Here is a 12,667-nt window from a genome sequence, read left to right on the forward strand (position 1 = left end):
CAGCGTGCGAGGCGCCCGTCAGCCTTGGCCGACGAGGCGCCGGAGTCCCAGCCATTGCTGCGACCAGAAGCCGCGTCCGTAGTCCTTGACGCGGCCACGGTCGTCGGGCTCGACCTGGTCGCGAATGCCCGTCGGGTCGTAGCGGTCCTCGAAGTTCACCGTCCTGAACAACATGTCCCACCAGGGCAGCAGCACGCCGAAGTTGTGGCCCCCGAGCGTCTTCGGACCACGCGATTCATGCCCGATCCCGATGCTGTGGTGCAGGCGATGGAAGCGCGGGCTGATCCAGAGCCGCTCACCGATCGCGCCGAAACTCAGCCGCAGGTTGGCGTGCTGCAGGCTCTCGCTGAGTTGCATGAAAGCGACGATGGCGATGAACTGACCCGGTGCGACGCCGATCAGCTGCGCGACGATCACGATGATCGTGTCGTGAATCACGTCGTCGAGCAGGTGGTTGCGGTTGTCGCTCCACATCGTCATCTGGCGCTGCGAGTGATGGAGCGAATGCAGGGCCCACCACCATTCGAAGCGGTGCTGCCCGCGATGAATCAGGTATTCGACCAGGTCCAGCACGACGAGGTAGATCACGAGCGTGATCCAGGGCACGTCGGTGACGCCGGGCCAGAGCTGATCGAGATGGAAGGTGCCCCAGCCCGCGGACCGCACTGTGCCCAGTGCGTCGTCAAAGAAGGGGTCGAGCGCGAAGAACATCGCGAGCCGGAAGAGGCCCAGCCGATGGATCAGCGTGTAGATCACGTCGATGCGGATGGCGCGCCGGTCGACCACCGGCTCGGCCGGTCGCCAGCGCTGCAACGGGCCGATCACGGCGATCAGCACAGCGATCTGGATCAGGCCGACCAGCAGCCAGCCCGTCGCGTCGAACGCGTCCTCGACCCAGCCGCCCAAGCCGACGGCGTAGACCACCGGCTGAATCGCCGTCTCGAACAGCCACTGCTGCAGGTTCGCAAACAAATCGGTGAGCCAATCCATTGGCGTGCGATCCCGGCCCTTGCGGAAAGGTTCAGGGATGAGCCGCGATCCAGGCGCGGTAAGCCGGATGCTGGCGCAGCGTTTCGAAGCAGAAGCCCTTGGCCTTGAGCCCGACGATCAGCGGTTCGAGAGCGGCGGGTGCCCATGGCTCCTTGCGCGACCAGATGCCCAGGTGCGCAAGCAGGATGTCTCCCGGCTCGATCTTGTCGAGCGCCTGCTGCAACAGCTTTTCGTTGCTGAACTTCTCGCTCGGCAACTCGTCACCCAGGAAGCCCGCTGGCGCCCAACCGACGTGCTCATAGCCGCAGGCCTTGGCAGCCGCCAGCAGTTTTGGCGAAGTCTTGCCGCCGGGCGCGCGGAACAGAGGAAGCGGCTTCCTGCCGGTGATGTCCTGCAGGCGTTCGGAAGACTTGGCCACGTTGGCGCAGTACTGCTTGGCGTCCCACGTGAATTCCCGGCCCGCAAAGGCGCCCGCCGTCGGCTTGATGCGAAAGCGCGGCTCGACTCCCGGTAGATCGCCGCGCCAGTAGGCATGGTCGTAGGTGTGAGATGCGAATTCGTGCCCTTCCGCGGCCCGCGCCTTCCACCATGGCGCCCAGTGGTTGTCGAGGCTGTCGCCGTCGGTCTGGGTACGCTCCGCAGCGCCGAAGAAGGTCACGCGGACGTCCTGTCGCTTCAGCACCTCGGCAACCAGGGGCGCGACGCCCATATGGCCGGTATCGAAGGTCAGGTACACCGGCTTGCTGCAGGTGCCCTGGGCGACTGCGCCGGTGGACACGACCGAAGCCGCCACCAGGAGCATCGCAGCCCCGGACTCAAATCTTGGCATGGTCGAGGGTCCAGACGCCATGCGGCGAACGGCCGACGTTGACCTGTCGCACGACCTTGCGGCTGGCAAGGTCGACCACGCTGAGCTTCTTCGCCCAGCGCGAGGTGACGAAGAGCGTCTTGCCGTCTGCCGAGACATCCATGCAATCGGGTCCCCCCGGCACCGGATAGGTGTCGGTGACCTTGAGCGTCTGGATATCGATGCGACTGATCGTATTGGCCACGCGATTGCTGACGAACACGCTGCGGTCGTCGCCCGCGGAACGGAATGCATGGGCCCCCTTGCCGGTCGGGAGTTGGCCGACCAGCTTGGGCTGGGCACCCGCCACGTCGAACACCTGCACGCCATCGCTGCCCGTCAGGCCGACCAGCAGCGTCTTGCCGTCGTGGATGCCGAAGATGTCGGCCGGCATCGGGCCAGTGGGCACGCGCCAGCGGATCGTCTGCGTGGAAAGGTCCACGGCGATCAACTCATCGCTGTCCTGCATGGTGACGTAGGCGGTCGTGCTCTTGCCGTCGATCCAGATGTGGCTGGGCGTCTTGCCGGTGGGAATGCGCTTGACGAGCTTGGGCTCCTTGCCGTCCCATCGGTAGATGTCGACGTGGTTCAGGCGGTTGGCCGCCGTGACGAACCACTTCATGTCCGGCGAAAAGCGCAGGTGGTAGGGATCGAGGATGCCGTAAACCACGCGCTGGACTTCGGCCGTGCGGGGGTTCAGGAAGGTCAGCGAATCACCGGCGGAGTTGGCGACGATCAACGAACTCTGATCGGGCGTGAGGTAGAGGTGATGCGGCTCCTTGCCGGTCGGGATGCGCTGCTTCTCGGCCCAGTTGCCCGGATCGATCACGCTCACTGTCGCGTCGAGCGAATTGAGCACGAAGATGGGTGGTGGTTCGGCGGCCTGCGACGGAAGCACCGCGCAGACAAACAAAAAGGCCGCAAGACGGCCCGTCAGGAATGGAATGGAGCGCAAGGGACGTTTTCCGGCAGAAGAACATGGATTCTAGCGAGCGGCTCCCACCGCGGGCTGACCGCCGCGCGGGTGCCGCAAGGCTTCGACCTCCTCCGGTCGCAGCCAGCGCCACTGGCCGGGCGCCAGGTCGTCAGGTAAGGTGAGCACGCCGATGCGCGATCGGTGCAAGGCCTCGACCCGGTTGCCGACGGCGGCCAGCATGCGTTTGACCTGATGGTATTTGCCCTCGGTGAGCGTGAGGCTCAGATGGAGCGGCCCGGCAAGCTCGCACGCGGCCGCGCGCACCGGCTTCGGATCGTCGTCCAGGACGACGCCGGCGAGCAGGCGTGCCACCTGCTCGTCGTCGACGGGATGCTTGGTCGTGACCTCGTAGACCTTAGGCACATGGTGCTTGGGCGAGCCCATCCGATGGATGAACTGGCCGTCGTCGGTCAGGAGCAGCAAGCCCGTGGTGTCCTGGTCGAGCCGCCCGATCGCCTGCACGCCTTGCACTGCGCCCTTGTTCGGCCGCAGCCGCAACGGCGACGGTAGCAAGGTGTAGATGCTGGGGTAGGTCGACGGCTTCTGGGAGCACTCCGTGCCGGCCGGCTTGTGCAGCATCAGGTAGGCTTTCTCGTGGTATTCCCACTCGGCGCCCTGCACGGTGAAGCGAAGACCTTCGGTTTCGACGTCGCGCCCCGGATCGTCGACCGGGGAACCCGCGATCGTCACGAAGCCTTGCTGCACCAGCCCCGCGCACACGCGGCGTGTGCCAAAACCCTGCGTGTAGAGAATTTCCTCGATGCGCATCAGTAGCCGAGCGCCAGGCCGGTGTTGCGACGCGGATCGTTGGCGCCATAGAAGCGGTTGGCGCCCACCGGCTTGCCACCGAGTGACGGCGCGCCGACGATGATCGCCGCCGCATGGTTGGCCGGCTGCGGCACACCCAGGTTGTGGCCCATGTCCGAGAGGATCTTGCGCGTGTCCGGCGAGAGCGCGAAGGTCTCGACGTTGGTCACGTCGGGCAGCCATTGCTGGTGGAAGCGCGGTGCGTCGACCGCCTCCTGCACGTTCATCCCGTAGTCGACCACGTTCAGGATGGTGTGGAGCACGACCGTGATGATCCGGCTGCCGCCCGGCGTACCGACGACGAAGACCGGCTTGCCATCCTTGGTCATGATGGTCGGGCTCATCGAACTCAGCGGGCGCTTGCCCGGCGCGATCGCATTGGCTTCGCCCTGCACAAGGCCGTACATGTTGGGCACGCCGACCTTCGAAGTGAAGTCGTCCATCTCGTTGTTGAGCAGCACGCCTGTTTTCGCGGCCGTCACCTTGGCGCCGAACCAGTCGTTGAGGGTGTAGGTCACCGAAACTGCATTGCCCCACTGGTCGACGATGGAATAGTGTGTGGTGTTGCTGCCCTCGTGCGGAGCGACGCCGGGCTTGATGTCCTTGGAGACGCCCGCTTTTGCGGGGTCGATCACGCCACGGATCTTTGCGGCATAGCCTTTGTCGAGCAGCCGGTCGAGTGGGTTCTTCACGAAGTCGGGGTCGCCCAGGTAGCTGTTGCGATCGACGTACGCATGGCGCATCGCCTCGATCTGGTAGTGCACGGCTTGCGCCGAGCGGAAGCCGAGGTCCTTGAGCGGATAGCCCTCGAGGATGTTCAGCATTTCGCAGATGACCACCCCGCCAGAGCTCGGCGGCGGCGCCGAGATCACGTGGTAGCCCCGGTAATCGCATTCGACGGGCGGGAGTTCGCGCGTCTGGTACTGGTCGAGGTCAGCCTGCGTGATGAGCCCTTTCCCCGCCTGGCTCGATGCCACGATCGCAGCGCCTATGGGCCCCTTGTAGAAGCCTTCGGTGCCGTTGCGGCTGATGGCCCTGAGTGTCTTCGCCAGGTCCTTCTGGACCAGCTTCTGGCCGACCGCAAAGGGTTCGCCCTTGTTCAGGAAGATCGCACCGGAGACGGCGTCCTTCTTGAAGTCAGCGGTGGCGGTTGTCAGCATGTCGATATCGCCCTGCTCCAGGACGAATCCGCGCTCAGCCAGCTTGATCGAAGGCGCGATCAAGGCTGCGCGCTTCATGGTGCCGTACTTCTCGCGCGCCAGCTCGAGCCCGGACACGGTGCCCGGTACGCCGACGGCAAGGTGACCGTTGGTGCTCAGGCCCTTGATGACGTTGCCGTCTTTGTCGAGGTACATGTTGGCAGTCGCCGCCAGCGGCGCTTTCTCACGGAAATCAAGAAAGGTCTTGCGCCCGTCGGCCAATTGCACGGTCATGAATCCACCGCCGCCGAGGTTGCCGGCCGCGGGGTAGACCACCGCCAACGCGTAGCCGACGGCGACCGCAGAGTCGATCGCGTTGCCGCCGCGCCTGAGCACGTCAACGCCGACCTGGGTGGCGAGATGCTGCGCGCTGACCACCATGCCGTTTTCGGCTGAGACCGGCGCAAGCGACGCCGCGTGAAGTTGAGCGGCTCCGGCCAGAGCCAGCGCAACCGAGGTGCGAAGCGCCCCCGTCCATTCCAGTTTTTTCATGTCTCATGTCCCATGTATGCCGCAGCGACGTCGGGGACTATAGCTCGCGCATGCAGGGCGAAAGAGCACGGCTCTGTCGTGCGACACAGCTCGTGCGACGCAACCCACAGCGGGTCGATCGCGGCCGCTCAGCGACAGCACTCGGAGTGCGGAATGCGTAGTGGGCAGAGGTTCTGGAAGTGAACCCGGCGCCAAAGTCTTCCGTTGGCGCCGGTCGTCGAGTGTGGTGGAGCTGGGGGGATTTGAACCCCCGTCCGCAAGCCTTCTTCGCGCAGATCTACATGTTTAGCGGTCTGATTTGGGTCTCGCCACCGGTGTCGCGCAGTCGCACGCTACACCGGCCGCCAGTACCCTATTTTCTCGTCCCGACCCAAGGTACCCGGATCGGAGCCAGCCCATGTAGATTATCTTTGCAGCCGGGAGGCGTCAGATTGCTCTAGCGCCCCCTTGCCCAGCCCATCGGCCTGCTGTTGCAAAGCTCACCGGCAATTAAGCGGCGAGTGCGAAACGTTCGTCGTTTGCAGTTAGTTTGTTTGAATCTGTTTTACGAGCGCATTCAGCTCGACATGCCCCGCTGCGATTCCGAACCCGCGTCGAAACCAGTGCAGCCCCAAGCGACCCATTTTAGGCCTGTTTGAGCAACTGCAAGAGTTCGAGGGGCGAAGAAATGGCGGCGTCGGCGTCCCAGCGCGCCACTTCCGCCTGTTCGCCCATGTAGCCGTAAGTTGCGGCGACCGTTCGCATCCCGGCGGCCCGACCGGCCAGGATATCCCGCTCGTCGTCCCCGACGTAAAAGCAGGAAGTCGGCGGCACGCCGAGCTGACGCGCCGCTTCGAGCAAGGGCTCCGGATGGGGCTTGGCGTAAGGCGTCGTATCGCCGCTGACGATGGCTTTGGCGGTGGCGAACAGAGGCATCGAACGCGTGAGCGGGCCGGTGAATCGCACGGACTTGTTGGTGACGACGCCCCAGCGCAGGCCCCGCGCGCGGAGCGCCTCGATGAGTTCAGCCACGCCGTCGAAGACCTGGGTATTGCGAAGCATCCTGGCCTCGTAGTTGAGGAAGAACTCTTCGCGCAATGGTGCAAATTCGGGCGAATCGGGCTTGATACCGAACGCCACACCCAGCATGCCGCGAGCGCCGGCACCGGCCATCGGCCGATAGCGCTCCAACGGAATGGAAGCGAGACCCCGTTCCGTGCGCATCTGGTCGGCCGCGGCACCAAGATCCGGGGCGCTGTCGATCAAGGTGCCGTCCAGGTCGAAAAGGACGGCTTGGGTATCGCTGCGCCCCGTCACTGACGCACCGCCGGCTTCTGGGTGGCAAACATGTAATTGACGGTGGTGTCATCGCTCAGCCAGTAGCGCCGCGTCACGGGGTTGTGCTCCATGCCGCGCGTATGGCGCAAGTCGAGGTTCGCGGCTCGGCAATGGGCGGCAAGCTCGCTGGGGCGGATCAGCTTCTGGTACTCGTGCGTGCCGCGCGGCAGCATCCCCAGCACGTACTCCGCCCCCACGATCGCGAAGAGGAAGGACTTGAGATTTCGATGAATGGTCGAGAAGAACACCCATCCGCCAGGCTTGACGAGGTCGGCACAGGCCTTCACGACCGACGCGGGTTGTGGTACGTGTTCGAGCATTTCCATGCAGGTCACGACATCGAAGCTTTCGGGCTGTTCGGCCGCCAGGGCCTCGACGCTGACCGACCGGTACTTCACGCCGCGCGTCCCGGCCTCCAGCGCATGCAGCTGCGCCACCTTGAGGGCCTTGTCGGCCAGGTCGATGCCCAGCACCTCGGCGCCCTTGCGCGCCATGGAGTCGGCGAGAATCCCGCCGCCGCAGCCGACATCAAGCACCTTGCGCGCCGCGATCGCCGCGATGCCGTCGATCCACTCCAGTCGCAGCGGATTAATTTCGTGCAGCGGGCGGAATTCACTTTCGAGATCCCACCAGCGGTGCGCCAGTTCGGAAAATTTGGCCAGTTCTGCTGGATCGGCATTCACGGTATCGGTCATCCAGCGATTATGAATCGACGGAATTGCGGACACACGCTCGCGAGGCCTTGCCCGCGTCGCGATCGACCATAAAAAAACCCCGCCGAGGCGGGGTTTCATTAGCGATTCTTGCGAATCACTTGTTGGGGCGGGTACCGACCACTTCGATTTCCACGCGACGGTTCTTGGCGCGGCCTTCGGCAGTGCGGTTGTCAGCGATAGGCTGGCTCTTGCCCTTGCCTTCGGTGTAGACGCGGTTCTTTTCGATGCCCTTCGAGACCAGATAGGCCTTGACGGCTTCAGCGCGGCGAACCGACAGCTTCTGGTTGTAGGCAACGGTACCGATCGAGTCGGTGTGACCGACAGCGATGATCACTTCGAGGTTCACGTCCTTGATCTTCGAGACCAGGTCGTCCAGCTTGGCGCGGCCTTCGGGCTTGAGAACGTACTTGTCAAAGTCGAAGAATGCGTCAGCTGCGAAGGTAACCTTCGAAGCGGCGACAGCCGGGGGCACAGGTGCCGGCGGGGTGGGGGCTGCTGCTACGGGCGGGGGCGGGGGAACCAGCGCGCCGTCGCAACCGGCGGCAGCCGTTGCGGGCGTCCAGTTGGCATCGCGCCAGCAGAGTTCGTTGGTGCCATTTTTCCAAACCAGTTCGCCGGTGCCGTTTTGCCAGTTGTCGATCACCGGACCGCCATTCGCTGCGGTGACACGGTTCTGCGCGCCGGCGGCAGTGGCGAGCGCAGCGACTGCAAACATCATCGCCACTTTATTCAGTTTCTTCATGGTTCTCCTCTTGGGGAAAAAGCCGCAGCCGCGCTGCGAATCAAGGACGCTTTAAGTGACCACCACCCAAAACGTTGAGGCGATTGTGCCATAGGGTCTTTGGCAAACAGCCCGGCAGGCACCCCTGAAGCGTAGGACGGAGGCGGAATACCGGCCTTGTGTTGCGGCGGTGCGACACCCCAGGCAGCGTAAAATTTCGCCTCCTTGCCGTCTGCCCGCCGCCCATGACCTCGTTCGCCAAAGAAACTCTACCCATCAGCCTCGAAGAGGAAATGCGTCGCAGCTATCTCGACTACGCCATGAGCGTGATCGTGGGACGCGCGCTCCCGGATGCCCGGGACGGCCTCAAACCGGTGCACCGGCGCGTGTTGTATGCGATGCACGAACTCAACAACGACTGGAACCGGCCCTACAAGAAGTCGGCCCGTATCGTCGGAGACGTCATCGGCAAGTACCACCCCCACGGCGACCAGTCGGTTTACGACACCATCGTGCGGATGGCGCAGAACTTCTCCATGCGCCATATGCTGGTGGATGGCCAAGGCAATTTCGGTTCGGTTGATGGCGATATGGCAGCCGCCATGCGCTATACCGAGATTCGCCTTGCCAAAATTGCGCATGAAATGCTGGCTGATATTGACAAGGAAACTGTCGATTTCGGCCCGAATTACGACGGCTCCGAAAAAGAGCCTTTGGTATTGCCGAGCAAGCTGCCGAATCTGCTGGTCAATGGCGCCGGTGGTATCGCGGTGGGCATGGCGACCAATATTCCGCCGCACAACCTGAACGAAGTTGTCGACGCCTGCCTGCACCTTCTGCGCCATCCGGAAGCCAGCATCGACGACTTGATGGAGATCGTGCCGGCACCCGATTTCCCCACGGCCGGGATCATCTACGGCATCAACGGCATCAAGGACGGCTACCGCACCGGCCGCGGCAAGGTCGTGATGCGCGCCAAGTGCCACTTCGAGGACATCGATCGCGGCCAGCGCCAGGCGATCATCGTCGACGAGCTCCCCTACCAGGTCAACAAGAAGACGCTCCAGGAGCGCATGGCCGAGCTGGTGCACGAGAAGAAGATCGAAGGCATCAGCCATATCCAGGACGAGTCCGACAAGTCGGGTATGCGCTTGGTCATCGAGCTCAAGCGTGGCGAAGTGCCCGAGGTCGTACTCAACAACCTCTACAAGCAGACGCAGCTACAGGACACCTTCGGCATCAACATGGTGGCCCTCGTGGACGGCCAGCCGAAGCTGTGCAACTTGAAGGACTTGATCGAGGTCTTCCTGCAGCACCGTCGCGAAGTCGTGACCCGCCGCACCGTGTTCAACCTGCGCAAGGCCCGCGAACGCGGCCACGTGCTGGAAGGCCTGGCCGTCGCCCTCGCCAATATCGACGAGTTCATCGCGATCATCCGCAATGCGCCGACGCCCCCGGTCGCCAAGGCCGAGCTGATGAGTCGCGCCTGGGACAGCAAGCTGGTGCGCGAGATGCTCACCCGCACGCGCGCCGACGGTGGCGTAATCAATGCCGACGACTACCGCCCGGATGGTCTCGAACGCGAATTCGGCATGAACACGAACGGCCTCTACAGGCTGTCGGACACGCAGGCTCAGGAAATCCTGCAGATGCGACTGCAGCGCCTGACGGGTCTGGAGCAAGACAAGATCGTCGCCGAGTACAAGGAAGTGATGGCCGAGATCGACGATCTGCTCGACATCCTGGCCAAGCCCGAACGCGTCTCGGTGATCATCGGCGACGAGCTCGCCACGATCAAACAGGAATTCGGCCAGACCAAGCTGGGCGTGCGCCGCAGCCAGGTCGAGCACAGCGCCTTCGACCTTTCCACGGAAGACTTGATCACGCCGACCGACATGGTCGTGACTCTCTCCCACAGCGGCTATATCAAGAGCCAGCCATTGGGCGAGTACCGGGCCCAGAAACGCGGCGGCCGCGGCAAGCAGGCCACGGCGACCAAAGAGGACGACTGGATCGACCAGCTCTTCATCGCGAACACGCACGACTACATCCTCTGCTTCTCGAATCGCGGTCGCCTCTATTGGCTCAAGGTCTGGGAAGTGCCCGCAGGGTCGCGCGGCTCCAGGGGTCGGCCGATCGTCAACATGTTCCCGCTCCAGGAGGGCGAGAAGATCAACGTCGTGCTGGCGCTGACCGGCGAGAAGCGTACCTTCCCCGCCAACCAGTATGTGTTCATGGCGACCTCGATGGGCACGGTCAAGAAGACCGCGCTCGACGAGTTCAGCAACCCGCGCAAGGCCGGCATCATCGCCGTGGATCTCGATCCGGGCGACTACCTGATCGGCGCAGCGCTGACCGACGGCGCACATGACGTGATGCTGTTCTCCGACGGCGGCAAGGCGGTCCGTTTTGACGAAAACGACGTGCGCCCCATGGGCCGCAACGCCCGCGGCGTGCGCGGCATGACGCTCGAGGACGGCCAGGGCGTGATCGCCATGCTCGTCGCCGAGGACGAGCAGCAAAGCGTCTTGACGGCCACGGAAAACGGTTACGGAAAAAGAACAAGCATTACCGAGTACACGCGTCATGGCCGGGGAACCAAAGGCATGATCGCTATTCAACAGAGTGAACGTAACGGCAAGGTGGTGGCCGCGACTCTCGTGCATGCCGACGACGAGATCATGCTCATCACCGACAAGGGTGTGCTCGTGCGCACACGGGTCGCCGAAATTCGCGAACTCGGTCGCGCGACGCAAGGCGTCACGCTGATCGGGCTCGACGAAGGTGCCAAGCTCAGCGGGCTGCAGCGTATCGTCGAGAACGACGCGAACGTCGAGAACGAGCCCGGCGCCGACGACACTTCCTCATCATCTTCAACGGAGAATCCTCAGTGAAAAAAATCAAACTCGCGCTCCTGACGGTCGCGCTTGCCGGCAGTTCGCTGGCCATGGCCCAGGACAAGGCCGCGCTCATCAAGCAGTTCGTCGATCTGCAGAAGCCCGGCATCGAATCGCTGGCGCGCGGTCTGGTCGAGCAGTCGAGCGCCCCTATCGCCCAGGCAGGCTCGCAGTACCTGCAGACGCAGGTTCCCGCCGAGAAGCGTGAAGCAGCAGCCAAGGCGGCCGACGCCGAACTCAAGAAGTACTTCGATGAGGCCTATCCCATCGTGCGCGACAAGGCCGTGCAACTCGCGCCGGGCGCCCTGACGCCCATCATGGAACAGAACTTCAGCGAAGAAGAAATGCGCCAGCTGCTGGCGTGGATCAACTCGCCGCTGAGCAAGAAGTACCAGGAGATGAATCCCAAGCTGCAGACCGCTTTGACGGAAAAGCTGGTTGCCGAAACGCGTGCCTCGATCGAACCCAAGATGGTCGCTCTCGACAGCAGCGTCGCCAAGGCGCTGGGCGCTCCGGTGGGTGGCGCAGCAGGAGCCAAGGCAGCGCCCGCCAAGGCGCCCGCCAAGAAGTGACGCAGCCAGCGGGTCCGCGCCCGTACAACTTCTCCGCCGGTCCGGCTGCGATGCCGGAGGCGGTGCTGCAGCGTGCCGCCGCCGAGATGCTGGACTGGGAAGGCAGCGGCATGAGCGTGATGGAGATGAGCCATCGCGGCAAGGAGTTCGGCGCGATCTGCAGGCAGGCCGAAACCGACATCCGCGATCTCCTCGCGGTGCCGGAACAGTTCCACATCCTCTTCATGCAAGGGGGCGGGCTGGGCGAAAACGCGATCGTTCCGATGAACCTGTCGCGCGGTACCAGCGCGGATTTCGTGGTCACGGGCAGTTGGAGCGCCAAGTCGCAGAAGGAAGCGCAGCGCTACTGCAAGGTGAACATCGCGGCGACCAATGCTGCGGAGCAGCACACGCGCCTGCCCGACCCGTCGACCTGGAAGCTTTCGAACGATGCGTCGTACGTGCATATCTGCAGCAACGAGACGATCAACGGCGTCGAATTTCAGGAACTGCCCGACCTTGCAGCCCTCGGCAGCAAGGCCCCCTTGGTCATGGACTTCTCGTCCCACGTGGCTTCGCGGCCGGTGGATTGGCGCCGCGTCGGGCTCGCTTTCGGCGGAGCCCAGAAGAACCTGGGTCCGGCCGGCCTCACGATCGTGATCGTGCGGGATGACCTGCTCGGCCATGCACTCGGGATCTGCCCCAGCGCTTTCAACTACAAGACGGTCGCCGACAACCAGTCGATGTACAACACGCCCCCCACGTGGGGCATCTACATCGCCGGGCTGACCTTCCAGTGGCTGCGTCAGCAGACCGAGGGCGCGCTCACCGGTGTCGGTGCCATGGAAGCGCGCAACATCGCGAAGGCACGCCTCCTGTACGACTTCATCGACGGGTCCGGCTTCTATGACAACAGGGTCGACGCCGCCTGCCGATCGCGCATGAACGTGCCCTTCTTCCTGCGCGACGAAAGCCGCAACGACGCGTTCCTCGCAGGCGCGCGCGAAGCGGGCCTGCTGCAGCTCAAGGGCCACAAGTCCGTCGGCGGCATGCGCGCCAGCATTTACAACGCCATGCCGCTGACCGGAGTGCAGGCGCTCGTGTCCTACATGCGAGAATTCGAACGGTCGCATGCCTAGACGCTGCGCACCTCA

11 protein-coding genes and 1 other RNA gene are annotated in these 12,667 nt (G+C 63.8%); 3 read left to right on the top strand and 9 right to left on the bottom strand.

Annotation, left to right across the window (positions count from 1 at the left end; all coding sequences use genetic code 11):
- Window positions 1-18: 18 nt before the first annotated feature.
- The 9 genes from QTI04_RS17490 to ompA form a co-directional block, all read right to left on the bottom strand.
- A complete protein-coding gene (locus QTI04_RS17490; RefSeq protein WP_286616729.1) occupies window positions 19-990 on the bottom strand; it encodes a sterol desaturase family protein in 972 nt (323 codons plus the stop codon).
- 31 nt (window positions 991-1,021) lie between these two features.
- Window positions 1,022-1,792 (bottom strand): polysaccharide deacetylase family protein, encoded by a 771-nt coding sequence (locus tag QTI04_RS17495; protein ID WP_286616856.1) that lies wholly within the window; start codon window positions 1,790-1,792, stop codon window positions 1,022-1,024.
- A 13-nt stretch (window positions 1,793-1,805) separates the two neighbouring features.
- The gene (locus QTI04_RS17500; RefSeq protein WP_286616857.1) at window positions 1,806-2,750 is read right to left on the bottom strand and encodes a YncE family protein; all 945 of its coding nucleotides are present in this window, start codon (window positions 2,748-2,750) and stop codon (window positions 1,806-1,808) included.
- Window positions 2,751-2,822: 72 nt separating this feature from the next.
- Complete coding sequence (locus QTI04_RS17505; protein ID WP_286599790.1) at window positions 2,823-3,581, bottom strand: pseudouridine synthase; 759 nt, start codon at window positions 3,579-3,581, stop codon at window positions 2,823-2,825.
- On the bottom strand, window positions 3,581-5,311 hold the full coding sequence (ggt, locus tag QTI04_RS17510) for a gamma-glutamyltransferase (RefSeq protein ID WP_286616730.1): 1,731 nt from the start codon (window positions 5,309-5,311) through the stop codon (window positions 3,581-3,583). Before ggt ends, QTI04_RS17505 begins: the two co-directional genes overlap by 1 nt.
- Window positions 5,312-5,535: 224 nt before the next feature.
- Window positions 5,536-5,923: a transfer-messenger RNA gene (ssrA, locus tag QTI04_RS17515) on the bottom strand.
- A gap of 12 nt (window positions 5,924-5,935) precedes the next feature.
- Window positions 5,936-6,607: a phosphoglycolate phosphatase gene (gene gph, locus QTI04_RS17520; protein ID WP_286599787.1), complete on the bottom strand. Its 672-nt coding sequence runs from the start codon at window positions 6,605-6,607 to the stop codon at window positions 5,936-5,938.
- On the bottom strand, window positions 6,604-7,323 hold the full coding sequence (gene ubiG, locus QTI04_RS17525) for a bifunctional 2-polyprenyl-6-hydroxyphenol methylase/3-demethylubiquinol 3-O-methyltransferase UbiG (protein ID WP_286616858.1): 720 nt from the start codon (window positions 7,321-7,323) through the stop codon (window positions 6,604-6,606). The genes gph and ubiG overlap by 4 nt, the downstream gene beginning before the upstream one ends.
- A 115-nt stretch (window positions 7,324-7,438) precedes the next feature.
- Window positions 7,439-8,086 (bottom strand): outer membrane protein OmpA, encoded by a 648-nt coding sequence (gene ompA / locus QTI04_RS17530; protein WP_286599786.1) that lies wholly within the window; start codon window positions 8,084-8,086, stop codon window positions 7,439-7,441.
- 224 nt (window positions 8,087-8,310) lie between these two features.
- Here ompA and gyrA point away from each other — a divergent pair, with 224 nt between their 5' ends.
- From gyrA to serC, 3 genes are read left to right on the top strand one after another with little or no spacing between them, the layout of a single operon-like run.
- Window positions 8,311-10,959: a DNA gyrase subunit A gene (gyrA, locus tag QTI04_RS17535; protein ID WP_286599785.1), complete on the top strand. Its 2,649-nt coding sequence runs from the start codon at window positions 8,311-8,313 to the stop codon at window positions 10,957-10,959.
- Window positions 10,956-11,534 (top strand): DUF2059 domain-containing protein, encoded by a 579-nt coding sequence (locus tag QTI04_RS17540; RefSeq protein WP_286599784.1) that lies wholly within the window; start codon window positions 10,956-10,958, stop codon window positions 11,532-11,534. The genes gyrA and QTI04_RS17540 overlap by 4 nt, the downstream gene beginning before the upstream one ends.
- Window positions 11,531-12,652 carry a 3-phosphoserine/phosphohydroxythreonine transaminase gene (gene serC / locus QTI04_RS17545; protein WP_286616731.1) on the top strand — a complete coding sequence of 374 codons (1,122 nt, stop codon included), beginning with the start codon at window positions 11,531-11,533 and terminating at the stop codon, window positions 12,650-12,652. Before QTI04_RS17540 ends, serC begins: the two co-directional genes overlap by 4 nt.
- The last annotated feature ends 15 nt before the right edge of the window (window positions 12,653-12,667 follow it).

The sequence above is a fragment of the Variovorax sp. J22R115 genome, from assembly GCF_030317005.1.
Taxonomy (GTDB): Bacteria; Pseudomonadota; Gammaproteobacteria; order Burkholderiales; family Burkholderiaceae_C; genus Variovorax.